The organism is Magnetospira thiophila (genome assembly GCF_054657015.1).
Genome location: NZ_BAAHXF010000002.1, coordinates 1,006,187 through 1,029,870 on the forward strand (window position 1 = coordinate 1,006,187; position 23,684 = coordinate 1,029,870).

The window sequence follows — 23,684 nt, forward strand, 5'->3', positions numbered from 1 at the left end:
GGATCACGGGAGGGCCATCATGGCCGAAGAAATCGCCAAGACCTCGGAGCCCGAAAAAGACAGTGCGACGGTGCCTCAACTGAGCGCCGAGGACATTGTCGCCCTGGTGGAAACCGGGCCGCGCCACCCGAAATCCAAATGGACTTCCGGCTTAATCATCGCCCTATGCCTGATTTGGTCCTGTTATCAGCTTTATATCGCCTACATGCCGACCAATTCGTTCATTGCCCGCTCCTGGCACTTGGCTTTTGCTCTTTCATTGTGTTTTCTGGCTTTTCCGGCATTCAAAGATCATGAAATTCCGTTTTGGGTAAGGGGAATCCGTAAAATTTTCCCCGGCTTTGGTGCCGGACGTTCCATCCGCGACTACATTCCCCTTTATGATTTTCTGTTTGCCGTTGTCGGGGCCGCCGTGGCGCTGTTCATCTGGTGGGATTACGACAACATCGTCCTGCGTCAGGGCCTGCCGGAAACCTCCGATGCGGTACTCGGCACCATATTGATCGTTTTGCTGCTGGAAGCCGCCCGTCGCGCCCTCGGCCCGGCTCTGAGCATCCTGGCGGGCCTGTTCCTGGCCTATTGCTTTGTTGGCCCCTGGATGCCGGATTTCCTGAAACACCGGGGCATTCCACTGGATTTCGTCGTTAATGACCAATACCTGTCGACCACCGGCATTTTCGGCACGCCGCTCGGGGTCTCCACCAGCTTCGTGTTCCTGTTCGTGCTGTTCGGGGCCTTTCTGGAGCGGGCCGGAGCCGGCAAATATTTCATCGACGTAGCCTTTGCCGGTCTCGGCCACCTCAAGGGCGGCCCGGCCAAGGCGGCGGTGCTGGCGTCCGGCCTGAACGGCGTCGTCTCCGGCTCGTCCATCGCCAACACAGTGACCACCGGCCTGTTCACCATTCCGCTGATGAAAAAGGTCGGCCTTCCCGCCCACAAGGCCGGGGCGGTGGAAGTGGCCGCCTCGACCAACGGCCAACTGATGCCGCCGGTGATGGGGGCCGCCGCCTTCATCATGGCGGAAATTATCGGCATTCCCTACCTGGACGTGGTGCGCGCCGCCGTCATTCCGGCCGTCATTTCCTATCTGGCCCTGATCTACGTGGTGCATCTGGAAGCCATGAAGTTGGACCTGCCGGTGATCCCCAAGAAAGAGCTGCCGCCGTTCCTCAAAACCGCCCTGGGTGGCATGCATTATCTCATCCCGGTGGGCGTCTTGATTTACTTTCTCGTGGTGGCCCGCCAATCGCCCATCGCCTCCTGCCTGTACGGCATCGAGGCTTTGCTGGTCATCATCCTCATTCAACGCCCGATCATCGCCTGGCTGGCGATCACCAAGAAAAAGAGCGCCGGGCAGTACGACCCGGTGCGCGACAAGGGACTCATGGGGGCCGCCGTCGTCGGGGGTTTCGAGGATCTCTGGCACGGCCTGATCAACGGGGCACGCAACATGATCGCCATCGGTGTGGCCACGGCCACGGCGGGCATCATCGTCGGCGCGGTAACCAGCACCGGATTGACCGGACGTTTCGTCAACGTCATCGAAGTGCTCTCCATGGGCAATGTGTTTCTCATGCTGCTGCTCACCGCAGGCACCAGCATCATGCTGGGCATGGGTTTGCCGACAACCGCCAACTACATCATCATGGCAACCCTGACCGCGCCGGTCATCGTGCAACTGGGAGCCGACGCGGGTCTGGTGTTCCCGCTCATTGCCGCCCATCTGTTCGTGTTCTACTTCGGCATCCTGGCCGATGACACGCCACCGGTGGGACTGGCGGCCTATGCGGCGGCGGCACTGGCCAAAGCCGACCCGATCAAGACCGGCATTCAGGGTTTCACCTACGACATGCGCACGGCCATTCTGCCGTTCATGTTCATCTTCAACCTGGACCTGCTGATGATCGACGGGGTGGCCGAGAATGGCGATCCGATCTGGATCACGAGTTGGCTGCATATCGGCTGGATCTTCTTCGTCTCGCTCGCCGCCATGTTTGCTTTCGCGGCGGCACTGCAAGGTTTCTTCGCAGATTTCTGCAGCCTGCTGGAGCGGGTGGTTCTCGGGCTGCTCTGTCTGGCCTTGTTGCGACCGAGTCTGGTGGCGGACTTGATCGGCATGCACCGGGAAATGACTCAGGCCGTCGGATTGCTCATCTTTGTCGGCCTGTACCTCTATCAGCGTGCCCGCTATAGCAGGAACCATCCGCCAAAAATCCAGACCGCCTGAGGGAGAGCGAGCATGTACAAGGATATTCTGTTGTGCGTCGATTTGCAGGATGAAGCGGGCCTGAAAAAGGCCTTCCAGACCTCCATCGAATACTGTCAGGCCTTCGGCTCCACCCTGCATGTGCTGACCGTGGTGCCGGAATTCGGCAGCCCTCAAGTCGGTCAGTATTTTCCCGAAGGGGCGGAAAAACAGATCGTCGACGATGCCAAAAAATCGCTACACAACGTGGTCAAACAGGGAATCCCCGACACCATCAAAGTGCAGCATATCGTCGCCCAGGGCTCCATCTATCACCGCATCCTTGAAATGGCGGAGCGGGTGAAGGCCGACCTGATCGTCGTCACCGCCCATCGAACGGGCTTGAAAGATTTTCTGCTCGGCCCCAACGCAGCGCGGGTGGTGCGCCACGCAAATTGCTCGGTCACCGTGGTGCGGTGATCCAGCCGCCGCCCAACAGGCGGTCATTGTCGTAGAAGACACCCGCCTGCCCAGGGGCGATCCCCGCATGCGGTTCCTTGAGCCGCACCCGGGCGCCATCTTGTTCTGTCAGGCGAACCCGCGCCGCCAGCGGGGGCTGAGTGGAGCGCACCTTGACCGCACAGTCAAATTCTTCGGGAGCCCCCTCCCCCAGCCAGTTGACGCCGCGCAGAGAGAAATCCTCACACAACAGAGCATCCGGCGGCCCGACCACCAAGCGATGAGTTTCCGGCTCCAGGGCCAACACATAGAGCGGGTCGCCGCCACCGATCCCCAAGCCGCGCCGCTGGCCGACCGTATAATGGATCAGGCCCTTGTGAGTCCCGAGGACGACCCCTGCTTGATTGACGATCTCGCCCGGTTCGGCGGCCCCGGGGCGCAGCTTTTTCAGCACATCGGCATAATGCCCCTGGGGCACGAAACAGATATCCTGACTGTCCGGCTTGTGCGCCACCGGCAGGGCAAAGCGGGTCGCCACGGCACGGGTCTCGTCCTTGTCCATGTCGCCCAGGGGGAAGCGCAAACGGCTCAACTGGTCCCGGGTGGTGGCGAACAGAAAGTAACTCTGGTCCCGTTGCGGGTCACGACCGCGCCACATCTGCGGCCCGTCCCGCCAGCGCACGTAATGGCCGGTGACCAGAAGGTCCGCCCCCTGCCCCAGGGCAAAGCCCAGCAGGTCGCGGAACTTCACCGTCTCGTTGCAATGGACGCAGGGAATCGGCGTTTCTCCGGCCATGTAGCTGTCGGCAAAGGCGTCGATGACGTCTTTTTTGAATACGTCTTCCAGATCCAGCACATGATGCGGAATGCCTAGAACCTCGCAGACCTTGGCCGCGTCGCGGATATCCTTGCCGGCGCAGCAAGTGCCGGTGGTGACGGTCACCGCCATGTCGTAGAGCTTCAGGGTGACCCCGAACACGTCGTAGCCCGCCTCGACCAAAAGGGCCGCCGTGGCCGAACTATCGACTCCACCGGACATGGCCACGCAGACCCGGGTATCGGCGGCGGCCCGGTCGAGGCCGAGACTGTTCATGACAAATTCAATCCCATGTCCCAGAAGGCGGCCTCCAGGCGGGTGGCCTGCCGGAAGGTGGTGTGCAGGCCAGGCAACCGCCCCGGCCCGCCGCGCCGGACGAACAGATCGTCCAGATAGGCCGCCTCGGCCCGAGCCACCTGTTGGTAGTCGTCGGAGGCATACATGTCGATCCAGGCCCCATAGGGATTGTTGTCGCGCTTGGTGGCGGGATCGGCGGCCAAGCGGCGACCGATTTCCCCGTAGCCGACGATGCAGGGAGCCAGCGCCACATGCAGATCCAACAAATCTCCGGCGTGACCTTTCTCCAGCACATAGCGGGTATAAGCCATGCAGGCATCCGCCTCCGGAGTCGCCGCCATTTGTGCCTCGCTCAGGCCCCAATCGGCACAAAACTGCACATGCAGGCCCATCTCCACCTCGACCATGGCCTTCAGCCCCTCGGTGGCCTGACGCAAATCCGCCAGAGTCTCGGACTTGTAGGCAGCCAGGGCATAGGCCCGGGCAAAGTGGATGAGAAACAGATAGTCCTGGATCAGGTAGTGTCGAAACGCCGCCTCGGGCAGACTGCCGTCGGCCAGTCGGCGCACGAAGGGATGGTCCACATAGGCCGACCATTCTCCCGCAGCCTGCGCCTTGAGTTGGTCGAACAAGGCCATGAGAGGATTACTTCTTGTCCACCGCGACGTTGCGGGTGGCGGCTGGCAGGGTGACCACCAGACCGTCCAGTTCCTTGGTCATGACGATCTGACAGCCCAGACGCGAGGTATGGGTCAGGGCGAAGGCCAAATCCAGCATGTCCTCCTCGTCCTCGTCGGCTTCCTCCAGCTTGTCATACCATTCCGGGTCCACCACCACATGACAGGTCGAACAGGCCAGGGAGCCTTCGCAGGCCCCTTCCAGGTCGATCTTGTTGTGGTGGGCGATCTCAAGCACCGACTGGCCGACCGGCGCGTCAACCACGCGGCGGGAGCCGTTGGGTTCAATAAAAGTCATCTTGGGCATGGGGGCGTTCTCCTGACGCAAAGGCTGCTTTATTTAGAGTCGGCAAGGGGCGAGGTCAAGGCGAACCGGTCGCCGCGTCCAGATCCTCCACCGACACACCGGCCAGGGCCTCGCGGATGCCCTTGTCCATGCGTTTCTCGGCAAAGGGTTTGGTTGCCCCCTCCATATTCTCCACCCGTTCGGCAATCAGATGCCGGTCATCTCCGGCAATCGCCTCGCGCACCGCCGCCGTTGCCTGGGTGATATCCTGACGCTCGGCCTCGGTCAGCAAGTCGCCGTCGGCCGCCAGGGCCGCATCAATGGCCAGCAAGGCCCGCTTGGCCTCGACCCGCGCTTCGGTCAACAGGCGAACATCCATGTCCCCCTTGGCGTTCTTCATGCTGTCATAGAGCATGGTTGCCATTTCCTCATCGCTGAGGCCGTAGGAGGGCTTCACTTCCACCTGCTGGGTCTGGCCGGTGGTGGTCTCTTCGGCAGCCACCGTCAGCAGGCCGTCCGCATCGACGGCGAAAGTCACCCGAATCCGCGCCGCCCCCGCCGCCATGGGCGGAATGCCGCGCAGGGTAAACTTGGCCAGAGAGCGATTCTGATCGACCATTTCCCGTTCGCCTTGCACCACATGAATGACCATCGCCGTCTGGCCGTCCTGATAGGTGGTGAATTCCTGCGCCTTGGCGACCGGGATCGGGGTGTTGCGGGGAATGACCTTTTCCACCAGACCGCCCATGGTCTCCAGCCCCAGGGACAGCGGCGTCACATCGAGCAACAGGGTATCGGAACCGACGGTCAGCGCCTCGGCCTGCCGCGCCGCGCCCACCGCCACCACCTCGTCGGGATTGATATCGGCCAACGGCTGCTGACCGAAAAAATCGGCAATGCGGCGGCGCACCTGCGGCACCCGGGTCGAGCCGCCGACCAGCACCACGCCGCGCACCTCGTCCGGGGTGACTCCGGCGTCCATCAGTACCGAACGGCAAATGTCGATGGTCCGCTCGATGAAGGGTTCGATGAGCTTGTCCATTTGTTCAATGGTCAGCGCGTGGTGGGTCTGGCGGTCGCCCACGTCGAGCACCCAGTTGTTACCACCACAGTCCTCGCATTGGCTGCTCAGGCATTCCTTGGCCAGCCGCGCCGTCATCAGGGCGGTTTTCACATCGCCGGAAGAGATCTCCGTTTCGCCGGTCCTGGCCTGACGTTCGGCCAGAAAATGTTCGGCAATGGCATGATCGAAATCATCGCCGCCGAGCACCGCGTCACCGCCGGTGGCGCGCACCTGAAAGACGCCCTTCTCCATCCGCAGCAGGGAGATATCGAAGGTCCCGCCGCCCAGATCATAGACCGCGTAGAGCCCTTCCACGTCACGATCCAGACCATAGGCCAGGGCCGCCGCCGTCGGCTCGTTGACCAGCCGCAACACCTCCAGCCCGGCCATGCGCGCCGCATCCTTGGTCGCCGTTCGGGCCGCATCGTCGAAATAGGCGGGCACGGTAATCACGGCCTGGGTGACCTGACTGCCCAGATGGGCTTCGGCCCGCTCCTTGAGCGCCTTGAGGATCTCGGCGGAAATCTCCACCGGGCTCAGGCGATGTCCGGCCACCAACAGGCGGACCATCTTGGATTCCCCCTCGACCGCCGGTTCGATGCTGTAGGGCAACTGACCGCCGAGGGATTTCACGTCCTCGATGCCACGCCCCATCAGCCGCTTGATGGAACTCACCACATGATCGGGCCGCATCAGCAACAGCCGCTTGGCCAAAGCCCCGACGATGGTCGTGCCGTCGGCGGCATAGGCGACCACGGACGGCACCAGTCCTTCCCCCTGTTCGTCGCGCAACACCTCGGGTTTGCCCTCCTCGCTGATGGCCACCACCGAATTGGTGGTGCCCAGGTCGATCCCGACGGCCAGCTTGCGGTCGTCGGCATGGGGCATCGGCGTTTCGCCGGGCTCGTGGATTTGCAGCAGAACGTCTGAGGGCATGTTTCGGTTACCGCTTCATACTGAGTTGCACCTTGCGCTGGCGGGCCTCGTCGGCCAGCTTGCGCAGGTATTTGAGCCGGGTGGTCAGGCGGCAGGCCTCTTCCAGGGCCAGGGCGCCGAATGCCTTGTTCAGGCGCTTGAGGCAGTCCTGCATGTCCCCTTCGGCACGGGTCGTGACCCGGGCGATGTCGTCAATGGTCTCGGCTTCAGCCAAGGCCTCACGCATTTCCATGGCTTCCATCAACAATTCCTGGTCATTGACCAGATTGCAGCCCTCGGGCATCACCTCGACGCCGCGCAATTGCACCAGATAATCGGCCCGGCAGAGGCTGTCCTTCAGGCATTCGTAGGCTTCGTTGAGACTGGTCGCCTGCTGCATGGAAAACGCCTTCTCGCGTCCGGTGCGGGTGGCGAAACGATCCGGGTGCAACAGCCGCTGCAAGGCGAAATATTCCCGATCCAGCGCAGCAACATCGATCTCAAACGAAATGGGCAGCCCGAGTCGGGTGAAATAATCGGCCTGACCGGGCGGCTGCACCGCCTCGCAGGTCGGACAGAAAAGATCGCTTCCCGCCACCGGTCCGCGACAGGACCAACAGGTCAGCACGCGCTGGCGCGCTGCCTTGTCCACATGTCGAACGGAATGTTCCGGGGTCTCGTGATCCATGAGTTTCTTGGTCCCTGGGGCAACAAACAACGGCCGATCACCGCCGACCGGCCGTCCCGCACCCCGTCGAAGGGTCAGACGTGGAAGGATTCACCGCAACCGCAGCGACCCTTTTCATTGGGATTGCGGAAGACGAACCCGGCTTGCAGCTTTTCCTCCACATAGTCCATTTCGGTGCCGATGATGAACATGGTGGCCTTGGGGTCGATCATCACGGTGACCCCGTCTTGCTCCATGATCTCGTCGAACTCATTGCGTTCGTCGGCAAATTCAATGGTGTAGGACAAACCGGAGCAGCCCTTGGTGCGGACCCCGATCCGAATACCCGCCGAGGGTTTGCCGCGCCCGTCGAGCAGCGCCTTAACCTGTTGCATAGCGGCTTCGGTGATTTGGATCGGTTGCATGGACTGGTTCATCTCCTGACTCCTCCGTTCGGTCGTTGGACCGCGACGTTACTCCGCCGCGTCGCTTTTCGGCTTGGCCCCCTTTGACCGGTAATCGGCAACGGCGGCCTTGATAGCATCCTCGGCCAGCACGGAGCAATGAATCTTGACCGGCGGCAGGGCCAATTCCTCGGCGATCTGGGTATTCTTGATGGCGGAGGCCTCATCCAGGGTCTTGCCCTTGACCCATTCGGTGACCAGAGAACTCGACGCAATGGCCGATCCACAGCCGAAGGTCTTGAACTTGGCGTCTTCGATGATGCCCTCGGCACTCACCTTGATTTGCAGCTTCATCACGTCGCCGCAGGCCGGAGCCCCGACCAGACCGGTCCCGACGTGGTTGTCGTCCTTGTCCAGGGCGCCGACATTGCGGGGATGCTCGTAGTGATCGATAACTTTATCGCTGTATGCCATGATAGGTCACTCCAATTGAGATTCTAATGTTCGGCCCACTGGATGGATTTGATGTCGATGCCCTGTTGCGCCATTTCCCACAGCGGGCTCATCTCGCGGAGACGGGTCACTTCGCGGACGATCAAATCGACGGCGAAGTCCACTTCTTCCTCGGTGGTGAAGCGACCGATGCCCAGCCGCAGGCTGGTATGGGCCAGTTCCTCCTCGACACCGAGAGCGCGCAGCACATAGGACGGCTCCAGGGAGGCCGAGGTGCAGGCCGAGCCGCTGGACACCGCCAGATCCTTGATCCCCATCATCAGCCCCTCGCCTTCCACATAGGCGAAGGACAGGTTCAGATTGCCGGGGATGCGCTGCTCCCGGTCGCCATTCAGGTAGACCTCGGACAGGGCATCGTTGAACTTGTTATAGAACCGATCCTGTAACATGCGCAGCCGTTCGGCTTCCGCCGCCATTTCCTTTTCGGCGATTTCACAGGCCTTGCCCAGACCGACGCAGAGCGGCACCGGCAACGTCCCGGAGCGCATGCCCCGTTCCTGGCCGCCGCCGGAGATCAGGGCCTCCAGGCGGACCCGCGGACGGCGGCGCACGAACAGCGCGCCAATGCCCATGGGACCGTAGATTTTGTGACCGGAAATGCTCATCAGGTCGATGTTCATGTCGTTGACGTCGAGCGGAATCTTGCCCACCGCCTGGGCGCAGTCCGTATGGAAGAAGGTCTTGTTCTCCCGACACAAGGCGCCGATTTCCTTGAGCGGCTGAATGACGCCGATCTCGTTGTTGACGCCCATCACCGAGACCATCAGCGTGTCGTCGCGCAGCGCCGCGCGGAGCTGCTCCAGGTCGAGCAGGCCGTTCTGCTGCACCGGCAGATAGGTCACCTCGAAGCCTTCCTGTTCCAAGTGGCGGCAGGAATCGAGGACGCATTTGTGCTCGGTGACCACGGTGATGATATGGCGCTTCTTGTCCTTGTAGAAACGGGCGACTCCCTTGAGCGCCGTGTTGTTGGCCTCCGTCGCCCCGGACATGAAAATGATCTCGCGCGGGTCGGCTCCGATCAGATGCGCCACCTGCGCACGGGCGATTTCCACCGCTTCCTCGGTGCGCCAGCCATAGGCATGGTTGCGTGAATGGGGATTGCCGAATTTCTGATTGAACCAGGGCAGCATTTCTTCGATCACCCGCGGATCGGTCGGCGTGGTCGCCTGGTAATCCAGATAGACCGGGGTGACAATGCTGTTATGTCCTTTGCCTTGGGCGTTCGACATTGTTGTTATCTCCTCTTGGGACCGCCCCGATGGGCGGCCACACACCTTCATTGAATGGATCTATTGAGCCGCCACCTGGGATTCAAGAATTTCGTCCACCGCATCGCGCATGAACATGCCGCTGGAGCCGAGAATCTCCTTGTTGCAGATGGATTCCAGAGAGACCGAACTGAGATACAGATAGATCTGATTGCTCAGTTCTTCCCACAGATCGTGGGTCAGACAGCGCGCCTTGTTGTGACGACAACCGGCGGGAGAGCCGGGCTTGCAGCGGGTCGCCTTGATCGGTTCGTCCACCGCCATGATGATGTCGAACACCCGCACATCATGGGCCGAGCGCGACAGCAGATACCCGCCGCCGGGGCCGCGCACGCTTTTAACCAGACCGCCCTTGCGCAGGCGGCCGAACAGTTGCTCCAGGTAGGAAAGCGAGATTTCCTGCCGGTCGGCGATATCGGCCAGGGGCACCGGATTGCCCTTGTTATGGAAAGCCAGGTCGACCATGGCCATGACGGCATAACGTCCCTTGGTACTGAGCCTCACGTCGATACTCCTCTTCCTGTCCTATGCCCGATGGGTCTTTTATTCACCGATGGAAACGACGTTGGATGGCTCGTCGTTTTCATCCTCTGGTTTTGGTTTCTGGTGTGTTGCCTTGTTCTTAGATGAGGGCTGAATTTCTTTTTCCAACTCCTCAACCCGCGCCATGAGGGCGGTGACCTGCCCGCGCAGACTGTCGATGGTGCGCGCCACGGGATCGGGCATATCATCCAGCGCCGTCCCGTAGGCCTTGAATTCCTCGGCCCGGCTTTGATCCCGCGGCATCACCGCGCGGGCCGGAATGCCCACCGCCGTCACCTTCGGCGCGATATCCTTATAAACCACCGCGTTGGCCCCGATGCGGGCACAGGCTCCGATGGTGATCGGCCCCAGGATCTGCGCGCCGGAACCGATAATGACCCGGTCCTGTATGGTCGGATGGCGCTTCTGATCCACCTGGGCCTGACTGTCCACCGACGGGGCAATACCGCCCAGGGTCACCCCATGATAGATGGTGACGTCATCGCCAATATGCGAGGTTTCTCCAATCACCACGCCGGTGCCGTGGTCGATGAAAAACCGCCGCCCGATGGTCGCCCCGGGATGGATTTCGATGCCGGTCACGATGCGAGCCATGTAGGACAGCCAGCGCGCCGTGAGTTTCCAGCCCTGACGCCACAGAACATGCGCCACGCGATAGGTCACGACCGCATGAAACCCCGGGTAGGTGAGGCAGACTTCGAACCGCGAGCGCGCCGCGGGATCGCGGGCGATGTAGGAATCGATGTCCTCTTTCAGGCGAGAAATAACACTCACAGCCATTGCCTCTTGAAAACCATTGCCTAAATAGTGTTAATATGCGGTCCCTCACGGAGAGCCCGCGCCCTCTGTGATAAACCGTATATAGGATACCCGAGAAAAACGGTCAAGTATTTTGACCAACTTTTTTCTAGCCCCTCCCCAGATAGCCGAGAAACCTACTGGGTCTTTTGGGAGGGCACGGCCAGACAAGGAAGTTCGTCCCCCATTATGCCCGACGTTATTTTCAATGGACCCGAAGGCCGTCTCGAAGGCCGCTATCATCACAGCAAGAAGGCCAATGCCCCCATCGCGTTGATGCTGCATCCGCATCCGCAGAACGGCGGCACCATGAACAATCGGGTGGTCTTCACCCTGTATCAGACCTTCGCCCGGCGGGGTTTCTCCGTGCTGCGCTTCAATTTTCGCGGGGTCGGTCGTTCCCAGGGCAGTTTCGACAGCGGCACCGGAGAACTGTCCGACGCCGCCTCGGCCCTCGATTGGCTGCAAAATTACAACCAGAACGCCCGCGCCTGCTGGATCGCCGGGTTTTCTTTCGGGGCCTGGATCGGCATGCAATTGATGATGCGGCGGCCGGAAATTTCCGGTTTTGTCTCCATCTCGCCGCCCGCCGACCAGTACGACTTCACCTTTCTCGCCCCCTGCCCCTCTTCCGGGCTGATTATTCAAGGTGATCAGGATCAGGTGGTCAACAAGGCAGCGGTCGACAAACTGACCGATAAGCTCTCCAGTCAAAAAAATATTGTCATCGACTATCGGACCATCGAAGGGGCGGATCATTTCTACGGCGATCACATCATTCCCATGCATGAGATCGTCGATGAATATGTGATGGCGCATCTGAAGTAGAGCGTCCGTCTCCAGCGGCAGCGGCGGGGGAGCAGCCACGGACATGTTCGCGGAATTTTTGCAGTTTCTGTTTTCCGGCATCACCCTGGGGGCGACCTATGCCCTGGTCGGGCTCGGCTTTTCGATCATCTTCAACGCCTCCAACGTGATCAATTTCGCCCAAGGCGAGTTTGTCATGATCGGCGGCATGGGCACGGTCTATTTCATCGGCCTCGGCCTGCCGCTGCCGGTGGCCATGCTGGCGGCCATCCTGTTGGCCGGGATGGCCGGGCTGTTCCTGGAAAAATTCGCCATCCAGCCGGCCAAGGGAGCCTCGGTGGTCACCCTGATCATCATCACCATCGGCGCCTCCATCGCCCTGCGCGGCCTGGCCCAGGTGGTCTGGGGCAAGGAATACCATGCCCTGCCCGCCTTTTCCGGCGACGCGCCGATCCATGTGCTGGGAGCCACCCTGCTGCCGCAAAGCCTTTGGGTTCTCGGAGTCTCGGCCCTGGTGGTGCTGGGGTTGTTCCAGTTTTTCAACCGCACCCTGCTCGGCAAGGCCATCCTCGCCGCGTCCCATAACCGCGACGCTGCGCAATTGGTCGGTATCAACGTCACCCTGGTGCTGTTCATCAGCTTCGGCCTGTCCGGGGCGCTGGGCGCGGTGGCCGGAATCCTGGTCGCGCCGATCACCCTGACCAATTTTGAAGTGGGCATCATGCTCGGCCTGAAGGGTTTCGCCGCCGCCATCCTGGGCGGCCTGGGCAACGGGCTGGGAGCGGTGGTCGGCGGCCTGATCGTCGGCATCACCGAAGCCATGGGAGCCGGATACATCAGTTCCGACTACAAGGATGCCATCGCCTTCGTGTTGATCCTGCTGGTGCTGTTCGTGCGCCCCAGCGGCCTGTTCGGCAAGACCGGGACGGAGCGGGTATGAGGCGGCTGCTGCATCCCAAGACCGGTGGTTTGGGGCTGCTGGCGGCGGTCATCCTGTCGCTGCCCCTGGTGATGAACAATCCCTTCCATCTGGAAGTGGCGGTGACTGTCGGGCTTAATGCCATCGTCTGCGTCGGGCTCAACCTGTTGATCGGCTATGCCGGGCAGATCAGTCTCGGCCATGCCGCCTTCGTCGGCCTGGGGGCCTATGGCGCGGGGGTGCTGACCGCCCATCATCAATGGGATTCCCTGAGCGCCATGGGGATGAGCGCCCTCGGCACCGGGCTGTTGGCCTTCGTGGTGGCCCGACCGATCCTCAAGCTGAAGGGCCATTATCTGGCCATGGCCACCCTGGGTCTGGGAATCATCATTGCCATCGTGCTCAATATCGAAGACCAGATCACCGGCGGCCCGGACGGCATGGTCGTGCCCGCCCTCAATCTGTGGGGATGGGAACCGGCGGGCGAAATTCAGTGGTACTGGATGGTCGGCGGATTGCTGTGGATCGCCGTCTGGCTGGCCCTCAATCTCATCGACTCGCCGGTCGGGCGCGCCTTGCGGGCGGTGCATGGTTCGGAGGTGGCGGCCGAGGTGGTCGGCATCGACAGCAGCCGCTACAAGGTGCTGATTTTTGTCGTCTCGGCGGTTTTCGCCAGTCTGGTCGGGTCGCTGAACGCCTTTTACGGCCAGTTCATCACCCCGGGCATCGCCAGCTTCTTTCATTCCATCGAATTCGTGGTGATGGTGGTGCTCGGCGGCATGGCCTCGACCTTCGGCGCGGTGATCGGGGCGCTGATCCTGACCCTGTTGCCGCAGGTGCTGACGGTGCTCGAAGACTACGAGCATTTGATATTCGGCCTGATCCTGATGGGGGTGATGATCTTCATGCCCAAGGGCCTGTTGCCGACCCTGAGCGGCCTGCTGACGCGGAGGAAGCCATGACCCTGCTGCGCGTCGAGGGGCTGAACAAGGAATTCGGCGGCGTCCACGCCATCGCCGAACTGAACTTCACCATCCGTCCGGGCACCATCCATTCCATCATCGGCCCCAACGGGGCGGGCAAGACCACCCTGTTCAACCTCATTTCCGGCATTTATACCCCGACCAGCGGCCAAATCTGGTTCGACGCGGAAGACGTCACCGCCCACAGGCCATCCGAACTGGCGGCACGGGGCCTGTCACGGACGTTCCAAAACCTGCAAATCTTCTTCAACATGACGGCGCTGGAAAACGTCATGGTCGGGGCGCACCTGCATCTTGATCGCGGGTTTTTTCCGGCCCTGTTCGGCCTCGCCCGCATCCGCCGGGCCGACAAGGCCCTGCGCGAAGAGGCGGCGGAACTGATGCGTTTTGTCGGCCTGGACGATTTTTTGAACGCCGATGCGGATGCCATGCCCTATGGGGCGTTGAAGCGTCTGGAGATTGCCCGCGCCCTGGCCTGCCGCCCCAAGATGTTATTGCTCGACGAACCGGCGGCCGGTCTCAATCCGACCGAAAGCCGGGAAGTGGACAATGTCATCCGCCGGGTCGCCGCGCAGGGCATCACCGTGGTGTTGGTGGAACACGACATGCGCATGGTGATGGGCATTTCCGACCATATCCTGGTGCTCGACTATGGGCGCAAACTGTCCGAGGGCACGGTGGACAAAATTCGCCACGATCCGGAGGTCATTTCCGCCTATTTGGGGGGGACGGTCTGATGCTGCGCCTGACCGACCTGTCCTGCCACTACGGACGCATCCAGGCGCTGCATGGAGTGGCTTTGGAGGTCCGACAGGGCGAACTGGTGGCCCTGGTCGGCGGTAACGGGGCGGGCAAGACCACCCTGTTGCGCGCCATATCCGGCCTGCATCCCCTGAGCGCCGGGTCGGTCATGTTCGAGGAGCGCGACATCTCAAGGCTTCCCGCCGCCCGGCGCGTGCCCCTGGGCATCGCTCAGGTGCCCGAGGGACGGCAGGTGTTCGGCCCCCTGGCGGTGGAAGACAATATCCGCCTTGGGGCCTTCAGCCGCCGCGACAAGGCCGCCGTGGCCGAGGATATTGAACGACTGTACGCCACCTTCCCCATTCTGCGCGACAAGCGCCGTCAACCGGCGGGCACCCTGTCAGGCGGTCAGCAACAGATGCTGGCCATTGCCCGCGCCTTGATGAGTCGTCCCCGCCTGCTGTTGCTCGATGAACCGAGCATGGGGCTGGCGCCGGTGCTGGTGACCGAAATCTTCAACATCATCCATGACCTCAAGGCCCGGGGCACCACCATCTTGTTGGTCGAACAGAACGCCTTCGCCGCCCTGGGCGTGGCCGATCGGGGCTATGTGATGGAAACCGGGCGCATCACCCTGACCGGCAAGGGGCCGGACCTGCTGGCCGACGAGCAGGTCAAACAGGCCTATCTGGGTATTTGAACGACGAGGAGAAAAACCAATGGCCAAGAGTTTCGCCTCTCGCGATGACCGGCTCGAACCGTCGATCAGTTTTGAGCAAGTGGCCGAAGGTGTTTATGTCTATGCCGCCGAGGGTGATCCCAACTGCGGGATCATCATCGGGCGTGACGGTATTCTGGTGGTCGATGCCCAGGCCACCCGGGCCAAGGTCCATGCCCTGCGCCAGCGCCTCACCGCGATCTCCGACCGACCAATCAAATACCTGGCGCTGACCCATCATCATGCGGTCCGGGTGCTCGGAGCTTCGGCCTTGGGGGCTTCCGACATCATCACTTCCCACGGCACCCGCGATTTGATTATGGAACGCGGCGAGGCCGATTACCGGTCCGAAAAGGAACGCTTTCCACGGTTGTTCGCCGACGAGGACGGAACCCCAGAGATGGTCCGCCCGACCCTGGTGTTCGATTTGGAACTGATTGTCGATCTGGGAGGTCTGGAGGTCCATTTGCTGCATCCGGGGCGCGGCCACACGGCGGGAGATGTGGTGGCCTGGGTTCCAGAACGCGGCGTCCTGATGACCGGCGACCTGCTGGGCAATCAAGCCTCCCCCTATCTGGGCGATGGCTATCTGCATGAATGGATATCCACCATCGAGGTTCTTGAAGCCTTGTCCCCACAGGTGGTGGTGCCCGGACGCGGGGCCGTGGCCGCCACGCCGGAGGCCGGGCGGGTCTGTCTGGCGGGGACGGAACGCTATTTGAACGGACTTTGGAAGACGGTGCACGAGGGCGTCACCCGGGGCGACGATCTGCGCACGGTCTATCTGGCCGCCCGCGCCTGCCTGGAGCCCGATTTCGGAAGCTGGCGGATTTTTGACCATTGCTTGCCGTTCAATGTGGCGCGGGCCTACGAGGAGGCACTGGGCATCCGCGAGCCCCGCATCTGGACCCACGAACGGGATTGGGAATTGTGGCGCGAACTGGAAGGGCTTCGCACCGTGCACCCGGAAGGGCCGGAACTGCCGCTGGCCCTGCAAGCCATCAAGTCGGAACATCTGAGCTTTCACACGGTCACCCACCTGTTCGGCGAACTGGTGCGCGACCTGCGGGCCGGACGCCTTTCCTTCGATGAAGAACTGTACCGGCTGATTTTGGACTATATGGAAAATTTTCTCGGGGTCTATCATCACCCCAAGGAAGAGGAATGCCTGTTCACGCCGCTCCGTCAGAAAGCCCCTGGCATCGGGGAGCGTCTGGATCTGTTGATCCGTCAGCATCGCCAGGAGGAAACCCTGCGCCATCAACTGAACGAAGCCGTGGGCAAGGTCAAGTCCGGGAATGAAAAAGACCTGCTTTGGTTTTGTGATCTGGCCGATTCCCATCTCAATCTGGGTCGTGTGCATACCCGGCTGGAGGAAACAGAGATTCTGCCTTTGGCTATGGAGACCTTGACCCCAGAGGATTGGGCGGCCATCGACCGCGCCTTCGATGACCGGGAGAGTCCTGTCTATGGGGAGGCCCAGAAGGAACGTTACCGGGCCTTGCTGAAACGCATCACCTATCTGGCCCCCGAACCCCACGGGTTGGGGGGCGGCGGATGAGCGCCACGGGCCATGCAAAGGCGCTGGTCACCGTTCTTATCGGAGACTTCCACCAGCAACTTTGGGAGACCCATTTCAAGCCGACCTGGGAGCCCTACGCGGCGGCCCATGGCTACGACATCATCGTCATCGACGACTATATCGACCGTTCCAATAAAGCACAGGAGCGCCGTCCCCACTGGCAGAAATGTTTGATTTTGGAACACCCCGACGTCCAGGACTATGCCCATGTGGTCTGGCTCGATGGCGATGTGGCGATCAATTTCCATCAAGCGCCCTGCGTGGTGAACGCCCATGGCTCCGACAGGATCGGCGTCCTCAGTTACGCCAACACCCTGAAATACATCGACGGCATATCGGTTTTGGAACAACGGTTACATACCGCCCTGCAAGGCCAACCTTATGGCCGCCGGATTGTGGACCGCTACACCGAAGCCGGGCTGCCGGGAGACGTGACCGATTGGACCAATACCGGAGTAATGGTTCTGCGCCCGCCCCTGCATCGCGAGGTCTTGCGGGCTGTCTATGACCAGTATGAAGAGACACCTCTGTCCATGGCCGATAACATGCCGCTGTCTTATCATCTGTTCAAAAATGATTTGGTGAAACCGCTCGACCCGCGCTTCAACTGCGACATCATGTATGCTCTGCTGGAGCATTATCCGTTCATTCTCTGGCCCGCCGAGCGTGAAAACGGGCGGCTGCGAGCGATGGTCGCCAACGCCGTCTGGGGCAACAACTATTTCATCCATTATACGGGCGGCCTGGGCCGCGATTTCCGCATGGATATCCGCTTCGTCCGCACCGCGCGGGCCGGCTTGATTTAAGCCCGCGCCAGGGCGATCACCGCGTCGCCGAACGCGTCGGCTCTGGCTTAGAGCGGGATGAATTTAGGTTGGTCCATATCCGGCGTTTCTGACGAGGTTGGCGCATTCCTGCGGCGGGAAGGCATCGAGTAGCCTTCCGATGGCCTCGCAGAGCGCATCGACGGTGCGCGCGGCCTCCTTGCGCAGCAGATGCTTGAGTTTGGCAAAGACCTGCTCGATGGGGTTCAGGTCGGGGGAGTATTTCGGCAGGAAGAACAGCTTGGCACCCGCGCCTCGGATGAGGCGGCGGATGGCTTCGCCCTTGTGGCTGCCGAGATTGTCCATGACCACGATATCGCCGGGCTTGAGGGTGGGGATGAGCACCTTCTCGACATAGACCCGGAAGCGTTCGCCATTGATCGGCCCGTCGAGAACCCAGGGCGCCTCAATGCGGTCGTGGCGGAGCGCGGCGAGGAAGGTCATGGTTTTCCAGTGGCCATACGGCACCTTGGCGTCGAGCCTTTGGCCGACCGGCGCCCATCCCCGGAGCGGCGCCATGTTGGTCTTGGTCCAGGTTTCGTCGATGAAGACTAGGCGATCAATGGCCACCCGGTCCTGATACGCCTTCCACTGTTCACGCTTACGCGCCACGTCGGGCCGATCCTGTTCCCTGGGAAGGACGCTTTTTTTTGAAACTCAGTTTTTCGGCATGCACGAATTCCCAGACGCTGCGGTAGTCGACCATCACCTTGCGCTCGGCCAGTTCCGCCACCAACCCACGCAACGTGAAGTCCTTCTCCTTGCACCGCTGGATAAGCCAATCACGGTGTTCTCCTCGGATTGTCTTCGGCCGGTTCCCTCCCATCTTGTCGGGCGCAACACTGCCCGTCTCGCGGAAACGGGTCACCCAGCGGATGACCGAACTGACACCAACGGCAAACCGCGCCGCGGCCTGGTGCCGAGAGAGGCCGCCTTCCTCAACGGCGGCGACCACACGCTCGCGGAGATCGTTCGAATAGGGTTTCGTCATCCATACTGGCCTCCTTTTCCAGCCAGTATGTTGAATCAGAATTGCGAGACTTTGGGAATCCCCTTTCGATTCACTCCGGCTTCATCCCGCTCTAGTGCATTGCGCCGGGCGTCGAGCGGCGGATGCCGGGAACGGCGAAGGCCGAAACAAGGTGCCGCGGGACCTTGCCGTCATGGCGGCCGTGACTCCCCCGGGAGGTCTTGCAGTCGATGACAACTAACTCCGGCTGTTCTTGACAGGATGCCGATGGTTCCTTATATGGATCCGACCCACCGTTCGGTGGAACATCCCCCCATGGGGGCACGTAGCTCAGCGGGAGAGCACCGTCTTCACACGGCGGGGGTCACAGGTTCAATCCCTGTCGTGCCCACCATTTTTTCCAATCAATGCCGGGAATTATCTTTAGGTGAGTCACAATCGTGGCATGCTTGAGATCGAATGCGCCCGCGCCTTGTGCTAGAAGGGAGTGTATGTTCTGGACCTTCTGGGTCTTTTTCAGGGAGCTCCCGCGTGGAAAATCTGCCCGAAGTGGCACAACTGCTAAAGCTGTTCCATGAAAGCCTGGACTACGTCACGGGCTGGCTCAAGGAATACGCTTTCGTCCTTGTCAATCTGGCACAGATCCTGCTCATCGGCGTGGCCTTTCTGGTCGCCAAATTGACCACCCCCCGGGTGACCGCCTGGATCGAGAAAAAGAATGCCCGGGCGCATCGTTTTCGGAAGCAGGTGGAGATCGCCCTGTGGGTGCTTATTCCACTGATGCTGCCGGTGGTCTGGCTGGTCCTGCTGTGGATCACGGCCCTGATCTTTAACGGCAATGGCTGGTCGCAAGATGTCCTGCGCGCGGTGGTCAGTCTGCTGACGGCCTGGGTCATCATCCGGCTGATGTCCAATGCTTTTACCAACCGTTCCTGGTCCAAGGCCATCGCGGTGATGGCCTGGACCGTGGCTGCCCTGAACATCGTCGGTCTGCTCGGGGCGACGGTTGAACTTCTGGATGCGGTCGCCTTTAACATGGGCGATCTGCGGCTATCGCTGCTCGGGGCGCTCAAGGCGGCGGCGTCCCTGGCCCTGTTGCTGTGGCTGGCTGGGTTGGTCTCGAAACTGGCCGAGCGACGACTGGCGACGGCCCATCACTTGTCGCCCTCCAGTCGGGTGCTGTTCGGCAAGCTGGCGCGCATCCTTCTTTATATGAGCGCCATTCTGATCGGTCTGGAATCGGTGGGGATCGACTTGACGGCGCTGGCGGTGTTTACCGGTGCCGTCGGCTTCGGTATCGGTTTCGGGCTGCAAAAGGTTTTTTCCAACCTGATCAGCGGGGTGATTCTGCTGTTGGACAAGTCGGTGAAGCCCGGTGACGTGATTGCCGTCGGCGACACTTTCGGCTGGATCAACTCCCTTGGGGCTCGCTATGTGTCATTGATCACCCGGGACGGCATCGAACACCTGATTCCCAACGATGACCTGATTAATCAGCGGGTGGAAAACTGGTCCTATTCCAATCAGATGGTGCGCTTGAAGCTGCCGGTCGGGATTTCCTACGACGCCGACCCGCGTCAGGCCATCGAACTGACGGTCGAAGCCGCCCGGGCCACCCGGCGGGTGTTGCAAGATCCGGCCCCGGTCTGTCGTTTGATGGGTTTTGGAGACAGTTCGGTGGATCTGGAACTGCGGGTGTGGATTCAAGACCCGCAGAATGGGGTGGCTAATGTGCGCAGTGATATCCTGCTCGCCATCTGGGATATGTTCCATGAGCATCACATTGAATTTCCCTATCCGCATCGCGATATCAATATCCGGTCTCTGCCCGAGGGGGCGAGCCTGATTTCCCAGGTAGAGTCCGGGGCGGGAAAGACGTGAGCACCTTTTTCGAGTATTCAAAAATGATTGGTAGATTGGTTTGTTGGTTCGTTCTTTCCCTGTTGGTCGCCTGGCCGAGGGCTGCGTCGGCCATTGAGGCGGGCGGTTTGCGAGTCGTGGTGACGCTCAAGCCGTTGCAGGGCTTGGTCGCCTCGGTGATGGAGGGCGTCGGCACGCCCCATGTGTTGATCGCGGGCGGCGCGTCCCCCCACAGCTACAGCCTCAAACCCTCCGACGCCGAAGTGTTGGCGCGGGCCGATGTGTTGTTCTGGATCGGACCGCACATGGAACGCTTTCTTGAAAAGCCCTTGCGCAGCCTCGCGGACGGAGCGCAGGTCGTGGCGCTGGCGGAGACGCCCGGTCTGACCCTGCTGCCTTTCACGGAAGCGGCGGCGGAAGGCGAGGACGAACACGAGAGCGAACATGTGCATGAGCACGCGCACGACCATGCCCCAGGGACCATGGACATGCATGTCTGGCTCGATCCGCTGAATGCCGACGTGATGGGGCAACGGATTGCCGCCACTCTGGCCGAGGCCGATCCGGCGCATGCCGAGACCTATCGGCAGAATGCGACGGCGCTGTCCGGACGGCTCGCCGCGCTGAGAACGGCCATCGACTCCCAGTTGCAGGAGGTTCGAGGCCGACCGTTCATCGTTTACCACAATGCCTATCGCTATTTTCAGAATCGCTTTGGACTCAAGGCCGCGGGAGCGATTGCAATGTCATCCCATGCTCTGCCCGGGGCCCGCCATGTGGCGGAAATTCAGGACAAAATCCGGGCGCTGGGAGCCGTCTGCGTGTTTTCGGAACCGCAATTCGAGCCCAAGCTGGTGCATCGTCTGCTCTCCGGCACGTCGGCCCGGGCCGGGGTGCTTGACCCATTGGGGGCCTCTCTGAACGAAGGGCCGGATCTCTACTTCGAGCTGATGCAGGGCATGGCGGAGTCGTTCAGGACCTGCCTTGCGGCGGATGAAAGCGGCCACCGGTGAGCGGACGCGGGCAGCCGGTGGTGCCCGGATAGCTGATCGGCAGGCCCAACTTGCAGCGCACAGCCAGGAAGGCGAAGGCCTGGGCCTCCAGCGCGTCCCCCTGCCAACCCACCGCTTCCACCGGGTCAACGGGCACATCCAGCGCCTGACGCAAGGCATCCATCAGCACCGGATTATGGCGACCACCGCCGCAGACCAGCCAGCGCCGGGGCGAGGCGGGCAGGTGTCGACGCGACCGGGCGACGGCTTCGGCGGTGAAGGCGGTCAGGGTGGCGGCACCATCTTCAAGGGTCAACTGGGCGGTCGGGACGGAAGCGAAGGCCTCGCGGTCGAGGGATTTCGGTCCAGGCCGCTCGAAATAGGGATGCGCCAGCATGATCGACAGGATTTCCGCATCCACCGCGCCGCGCCGCGCCAACGCTCCGTTGGTGTCTTGCGGCTGTCCGGTCAGGCGCAACACCCAGTCGTCGATCAGCGCATTGCCCGGTCCGGTGTCAAAGGCCACCAGTTCCGTTCCGTCAGGGCCGATCCAGGTGACATTTCCGACGCCGCCCAGATTGAGCACCGCCAGGGGCTTGGGCAGATCCCGGGCCAGGGCGCGATGATAGACCGGGGCCAGCGGTGCCCCCTGTCCTCCGGCCACCACGTCCTGGGTGCGGAAACCGGCCACCGTCTCAATGCCCAGCATCTCGGCCAGCATTTCCCCATAGCCGATCTGCCAGGTCAGTTTGCGTTCCGGCATATGGGTGATGGTATGGCCGTGAAAGCCGATCAAGTCCACATCCTCGGGGCGCAGGCCGTGGGTGGTCATGAATTCGCGGACCACCGCCACATGCTTTGAAGAGAGGTCGAGGGCCACCGCTTCGATGGCCCCGTCCTTGTCGGTGGTGCGGCCCAGGATGGCGCGCAGACGGTTTCGGAAGTCCGGCTCGTAGGGATAGGTGGCGCTCGGGCCATGACTCTCCACCCGCTCGCCATCGGTGCGCAGCAGGGCAATGTCGATGCCGTCCATCGAGGTGCCGCTCATCAGGCCGAGCGCGGTATAGGTCCTTGCTTCCGTCATGGGCGGGAGTGTGGTAGGTACACGGCCTTCCGACAAGCAAAATTCGATGGAACCGGTCATGAGCGTCCCCACTTCCGATTTTCTGCGCATTCTCACCGAACGCGGCTTCGTTCACCAGTGCACCGACCTGGAGGGGCTGGACAAGCACCTGCAAGAGAAGATGATCACCGCCTATATCGGTTTCGATTGCACGGCGTCGAGCCTGCATGTGGGATCTCTGTTGCCGATCATGATGCTGCGCTGGCTGCAAAAGACCGGGCATAAACCCATTGTGTTGATGGGCGGCGGCACCACCCGCGTCGGCGACCCCTCGGGCAAGGACGAATCCCGCAAGCTGCTCGACGATGCGCAAATCAATGCCAACATGGCCGGCATCCGCAAGGTGTTCGAGAAATACCTGAGCTTCGGCGATGCCCGGGGCGATGCCATGATGGTCAATAACGCCGACTGGCTGGATGGGCTGAACTATATCGACTTCCTGCGCGACTTCGGACCGCATTTCACCATCAATCGCATGATGACCTTCGATTCGGTGAAGCTGCGCCTGGAACGCGAGCAGCCGCTGACCTTCCTGGAATTCAACTACATGATCCTCCAGGCCTATGATTTCGCCGAATTGGGCAAGCGTCATGATTGCCTGTTGCAGATGGGCGGCTCCGACCAATGGGGCAATATTATCAATGGGGTGGAATTGGGGCGACGAGTCAATAACCAATCCCTGTTCGGTCTCACCTCTCCGCTGCTGACCACCGCGTCGGGGGCTAAGATGGGTAAGAGCGCCGCCGGGGCGGTCTGGCTCAATGCGGACATGCTGGGCAGCTATGAATTCTGGCAATATTGGCGCAATACGGAAGATGCGGATGTCGGGCGGTTTCTGCGCCTGTTCACCGAACTGCCGCTGGATGAAATCGCCCGTTTGGAGGCCCTGGAGGGGGCCGAATTGAACGAAGCCAAAAAGATCCTGGCAAATGAGGTGACCGGCCTGTGCCATGGCCGGGCCGATGCCGAGGCGGCCGCGGAGACCGCTCGCAAGACCTTCGAGCAGGGCGTTCTGGCCGACGATCTGCCGACCATCGAGGTGCCGCTGGCGGAATTGCAGGCGGGTATTCCGGCCTTTGCCTTGCTGGTCCGGGCCAATCTGGCGGCTTCCAACGGCGAAGCCCGGCGTCTGATCAAGGGCGGCGGCGCCAAACTCAACGACAAACCGATCCAGAACGAGACCCAGAATATAACCGATGCGGACCTGGGCGGGGGGGCGGTGTTGAAGCTCTCGGCGGGTAAAAAGCGTCACGCACTGGTGAAGCCGGTTTAG

General features: G+C 61.5%; 24 protein-coding genes and 1 tRNA gene. 13 read left to right on the top strand and 12 right to left on the bottom strand.

The window, feature by feature from the left end:
- The first annotated feature begins 19 nt into the window (after positions 1-19).
- Complete coding sequence (locus ACYQ1P_RS14525; RefSeq protein ID WP_460021058.1) at positions 20-2,227, top strand: TRAP transporter permease; 2,208 nt, start codon at positions 20-22, stop codon at positions 2,225-2,227.
- Positions 2,228-2,239: 12 nt separating this feature from the next.
- Entirely contained in the window at positions 2,240-2,665 is a 426-nt protein-coding gene (locus tag ACYQ1P_RS14530) for a universal stress protein (RefSeq protein ID WP_460021059.1), read from the top strand.
- On the opposite strand, the gene mnmA is transcribed toward ACYQ1P_RS14530, so the two are convergent.
- The 10 genes from mnmA to cysE form a co-directional block, all read right to left on the bottom strand.
- Entirely contained in the window at positions 2,649-3,737 is a 1,089-nt protein-coding gene (gene mnmA, locus ACYQ1P_RS14535; RefSeq protein ID WP_460021060.1) for a tRNA 2-thiouridine(34) synthase MnmA, read from the bottom strand. The genes ACYQ1P_RS14530 and mnmA overlap by 17 nt on opposite strands.
- Entirely contained in the window at positions 3,734-4,396 is a 663-nt protein-coding gene (gene tenA, locus ACYQ1P_RS14540) for a thiaminase II (protein ID WP_460021061.1), read from the bottom strand. Before tenA ends, mnmA begins: the two co-directional genes overlap by 4 nt.
- A 7-nt stretch (positions 4,397-4,403) precedes the next feature.
- On the bottom strand, positions 4,404-4,742 hold the full coding sequence (locus ACYQ1P_RS14545; RefSeq protein ID WP_460021062.1) for a ferredoxin family 2Fe-2S iron-sulfur cluster binding protein: 339 nt from the start codon (positions 4,740-4,742) through the stop codon (positions 4,404-4,406).
- 55 nt (positions 4,743-4,797) lie between these two features.
- Positions 4,798-6,720, bottom strand: a complete 1,923-nt coding sequence (hscA, locus tag ACYQ1P_RS14550; RefSeq protein WP_460021063.1) for a Fe-S protein assembly chaperone HscA — start codon at positions 6,718-6,720, stop codon at positions 4,798-4,800.
- Between the two features lie 7 nt (positions 6,721-6,727).
- Positions 6,728-7,387: a Fe-S protein assembly co-chaperone HscB gene (gene hscB / locus ACYQ1P_RS14555; RefSeq protein WP_460021064.1), complete on the bottom strand. Its 660-nt coding sequence runs from the start codon at positions 7,385-7,387 to the stop codon at positions 6,728-6,730.
- A gap of 74 nt (positions 7,388-7,461) precedes the next feature.
- On the bottom strand, positions 7,462-7,803 hold the full coding sequence (locus ACYQ1P_RS14560) for a HesB/IscA family protein (protein WP_460021065.1): 342 nt from the start codon (positions 7,801-7,803) through the stop codon (positions 7,462-7,464).
- Between the two features lie 36 nt (positions 7,804-7,839).
- Positions 7,840-8,244, bottom strand: a complete 405-nt coding sequence (gene iscU / locus ACYQ1P_RS14565) for a Fe-S cluster assembly scaffold IscU (protein WP_460021066.1) — start codon at positions 8,242-8,244, stop codon at positions 7,840-7,842.
- Positions 8,245-8,267: 23 nt separating this feature from the next.
- Complete coding sequence (locus tag ACYQ1P_RS14570; RefSeq protein WP_460021067.1) at positions 8,268-9,512, bottom strand: IscS subfamily cysteine desulfurase; 1,245 nt, start codon at positions 9,510-9,512, stop codon at positions 8,268-8,270.
- A 60-nt stretch (positions 9,513-9,572) separates the two neighbouring features.
- The gene (locus ACYQ1P_RS14575) at positions 9,573-10,055 is read right to left on the bottom strand and encodes an Rrf2 family transcriptional regulator (protein WP_460021068.1); all 483 of its coding nucleotides are present in this window, start codon (positions 10,053-10,055) and stop codon (positions 9,573-9,575) included.
- Between the two features lie 39 nt (positions 10,056-10,094).
- Positions 10,095-10,868, bottom strand: coding sequence for a serine O-acetyltransferase (cysE, locus tag ACYQ1P_RS14580; protein WP_460021069.1), 774 nt, complete (start codon positions 10,866-10,868; stop codon positions 10,095-10,097).
- A 213-nt stretch (positions 10,869-11,081) separates the two neighbouring features.
- On the opposite strand from cysE, the gene ACYQ1P_RS14585 reads away from it, so the two are divergent.
- From ACYQ1P_RS14585 to ACYQ1P_RS14615, 7 genes are read left to right on the top strand one after another with little or no spacing between them, the layout of a single operon-like run.
- Entirely contained in the window at positions 11,082-11,720 is a 639-nt protein-coding gene (locus ACYQ1P_RS14585) for an alpha/beta hydrolase (RefSeq protein WP_460021070.1), read from the top strand.
- A 43-nt stretch (positions 11,721-11,763) separates the two neighbouring features.
- On the top strand, positions 11,764-12,639 hold the full coding sequence (locus ACYQ1P_RS14590) for a branched-chain amino acid ABC transporter permease (RefSeq protein ID WP_460021071.1): 876 nt from the start codon (positions 11,764-11,766) through the stop codon (positions 12,637-12,639).
- A complete protein-coding gene (locus tag ACYQ1P_RS14595; protein ID WP_460021072.1) occupies positions 12,636-13,580 on the top strand; it encodes a branched-chain amino acid ABC transporter permease in 945 nt (314 codons plus the stop codon). The genes ACYQ1P_RS14590 and ACYQ1P_RS14595 overlap by 4 nt, the downstream gene beginning before the upstream one ends.
- On the top strand, positions 13,577-14,338 hold the full coding sequence (locus tag ACYQ1P_RS14600) for an ABC transporter ATP-binding protein (protein ID WP_460021073.1): 762 nt from the start codon (positions 13,577-13,579) through the stop codon (positions 14,336-14,338). Before ACYQ1P_RS14595 ends, ACYQ1P_RS14600 begins: the two co-directional genes overlap by 4 nt.
- The gene (locus ACYQ1P_RS14605) at positions 14,335-15,042 is read left to right on the top strand and encodes an ABC transporter ATP-binding protein (protein WP_460021654.1); all 708 of its coding nucleotides are present in this window, start codon (positions 14,335-14,337) and stop codon (positions 15,040-15,042) included. The genes ACYQ1P_RS14600 and ACYQ1P_RS14605 overlap by 4 nt, the downstream gene beginning before the upstream one ends.
- A 19-nt stretch (positions 15,043-15,061) precedes the next feature.
- Entirely contained in the window at positions 15,062-16,621 is a 1,560-nt protein-coding gene (locus ACYQ1P_RS14610; RefSeq protein ID WP_460021074.1) for an MBL fold metallo-hydrolase, read from the top strand.
- Positions 16,618-17,448: a hypothetical protein gene (locus ACYQ1P_RS14615; protein ID WP_460021075.1), complete on the top strand. Its 831-nt coding sequence runs from the start codon at positions 16,618-16,620 to the stop codon at positions 17,446-17,448. Before ACYQ1P_RS14610 ends, ACYQ1P_RS14615 begins: the two co-directional genes overlap by 4 nt.
- Before the next feature lie 63 nt (positions 17,449-17,511).
- Here ACYQ1P_RS14615 and ACYQ1P_RS14620 read toward each other — a convergent pair.
- Positions 17,512-18,457 (bottom strand): IS630 family transposase gene (locus ACYQ1P_RS14620; protein ID WP_460018340.1). Its coding sequence is split into 2 segments (ribosomal slippage): positions 17,512-18,117 and positions 18,119-18,457, totalling 945 coding nucleotides; the frame shifts between segments, so codons are not numbered across the junction.
- A gap of 298 nt (positions 18,458-18,755) precedes the next feature.
- On the opposite strand from ACYQ1P_RS14620, the gene ACYQ1P_RS14625 reads away from it, so the two are divergent.
- From ACYQ1P_RS14625 to ACYQ1P_RS14635, 3 genes are all read left to right on the top strand, one after another.
- Positions 18,756-18,830: transfer RNA gene (locus ACYQ1P_RS14625), tRNA-Val, on the top strand.
- A 137-nt stretch (positions 18,831-18,967) separates the two neighbouring features.
- Positions 18,968-20,317: a mechanosensitive ion channel family protein gene (locus tag ACYQ1P_RS14630; RefSeq protein WP_460021076.1), complete on the top strand. Its 1,350-nt coding sequence runs from the start codon at positions 18,968-18,970 to the stop codon at positions 20,315-20,317.
- A gap of 23 nt (positions 20,318-20,340) precedes the next feature.
- Positions 20,341-21,309, top strand: coding sequence for a zinc ABC transporter substrate-binding protein (locus tag ACYQ1P_RS14635; RefSeq protein WP_460021077.1), 969 nt, complete (start codon positions 20,341-20,343; stop codon positions 21,307-21,309).
- Here the strand turns inward: ACYQ1P_RS14635 and ACYQ1P_RS14640 are convergent.
- Positions 21,269-22,372 (bottom strand): anhydro-N-acetylmuramic acid kinase, encoded by a 1,104-nt coding sequence (locus ACYQ1P_RS14640; protein ID WP_460021078.1) that lies wholly within the window; start codon positions 22,370-22,372, stop codon positions 21,269-21,271. The genes ACYQ1P_RS14635 and ACYQ1P_RS14640 overlap by 41 nt on opposite strands.
- Before the next feature lie 58 nt (positions 22,373-22,430).
- Between ACYQ1P_RS14640 and tyrS the strand changes: the two genes are divergently transcribed.
- Positions 22,431-23,684, top strand: a complete 1,254-nt coding sequence (tyrS, locus tag ACYQ1P_RS14645) for a tyrosine--tRNA ligase (protein ID WP_460021079.1) — start codon at positions 22,431-22,433, stop codon at positions 23,682-23,684.

What these genes read in the sequence shown, in the direction of transcription:
- ACYQ1P_RS14525 (WP_460021058.1), top strand. Translation starts at nt 20, where the DNA reads ATGGCCGAAGAAATCGCCAAGACCTCGGAGCCCGAAAAAGACAGTGCG.
- ACYQ1P_RS14530 (WP_460021059.1), top strand. Translation starts at nt 2,240, where the DNA reads ATGTACAAGGATATTCTGTTGTGCGTCGATTTGCAGGATGAAGCGGGC.
- mnmA (WP_460021060.1), bottom strand. Translation starts at nt 3,737, where the DNA reads ATGAACAGTCTCGGCCTCGACCGGGCCGCCGCCGATACCCGGGTCTGC.
- tenA (WP_460021061.1), bottom strand. Translation starts at nt 4,396, where the DNA reads ATGGCCTTGTTCGACCAACTCAAGGCGCAGGCTGCGGGAGAATGGTCG.
- ACYQ1P_RS14545 (WP_460021062.1), bottom strand. Translation starts at nt 4,742, where the DNA reads ATGCCCAAGATGACTTTTATTGAACCCAACGGCTCCCGCCGCGTGGTT.
- hscA (WP_460021063.1), bottom strand. Translation starts at nt 6,720, where the DNA reads ATGCCCTCAGACGTTCTGCTGCAAATCCACGAGCCCGGCGAAACGCCG.
- hscB (WP_460021064.1), bottom strand. Translation starts at nt 7,387, where the DNA reads ATGGATCACGAGACCCCGGAACATTCCGTTCGACATGTGGACAAGGCA.
- ACYQ1P_RS14560 (WP_460021065.1), bottom strand. Translation starts at nt 7,803, where the DNA reads ATGAACCAGTCCATGCAACCGATCCAAATCACCGAAGCCGCTATGCAA.
- iscU (WP_460021066.1), bottom strand. Translation starts at nt 8,244, where the DNA reads ATGGCATACAGCGATAAAGTTATCGATCACTACGAGCATCCCCGCAAT.
- ACYQ1P_RS14570 (WP_460021067.1), bottom strand. Translation starts at nt 9,512, where the DNA reads ATGTCGAACGCCCAAGGCAAAGGACATAACAGCATTGTCACCCCGGTC.
- ACYQ1P_RS14585 (WP_460021070.1), top strand. Translation starts at nt 11,082, where the DNA reads ATGCCCGACGTTATTTTCAATGGACCCGAAGGCCGTCTCGAAGGCCGC.
- ACYQ1P_RS14590 (WP_460021071.1), top strand. Translation starts at nt 11,764, where the DNA reads ATGTTCGCGGAATTTTTGCAGTTTCTGTTTTCCGGCATCACCCTGGGG.
- ACYQ1P_RS14595 (WP_460021072.1), top strand. Translation starts at nt 12,636, where the DNA reads ATGAGGCGGCTGCTGCATCCCAAGACCGGTGGTTTGGGGCTGCTGGCG.
- ACYQ1P_RS14600 (WP_460021073.1), top strand. Translation starts at nt 13,577, where the DNA reads ATGACCCTGCTGCGCGTCGAGGGGCTGAACAAGGAATTCGGCGGCGTC.
- ACYQ1P_RS14610 (WP_460021074.1), top strand. Translation starts at nt 15,062, where the DNA reads ATGGCCAAGAGTTTCGCCTCTCGCGATGACCGGCTCGAACCGTCGATC.
- ACYQ1P_RS14615 (WP_460021075.1), top strand. Translation starts at nt 16,618, where the DNA reads ATGAGCGCCACGGGCCATGCAAAGGCGCTGGTCACCGTTCTTATCGGA.
- ACYQ1P_RS14635 (WP_460021077.1), top strand. Translation starts at nt 20,341, where the DNA reads ATGATTGGTAGATTGGTTTGTTGGTTCGTTCTTTCCCTGTTGGTCGCC.
- ACYQ1P_RS14640 (WP_460021078.1), bottom strand. Translation starts at nt 22,372, where the DNA reads ATGACGGAAGCAAGGACCTATACCGCGCTCGGCCTGATGAGCGGCACC.
- tyrS (WP_460021079.1), top strand. Translation starts at nt 22,431, where the DNA reads ATGAGCGTCCCCACTTCCGATTTTCTGCGCATTCTCACCGAACGCGGC.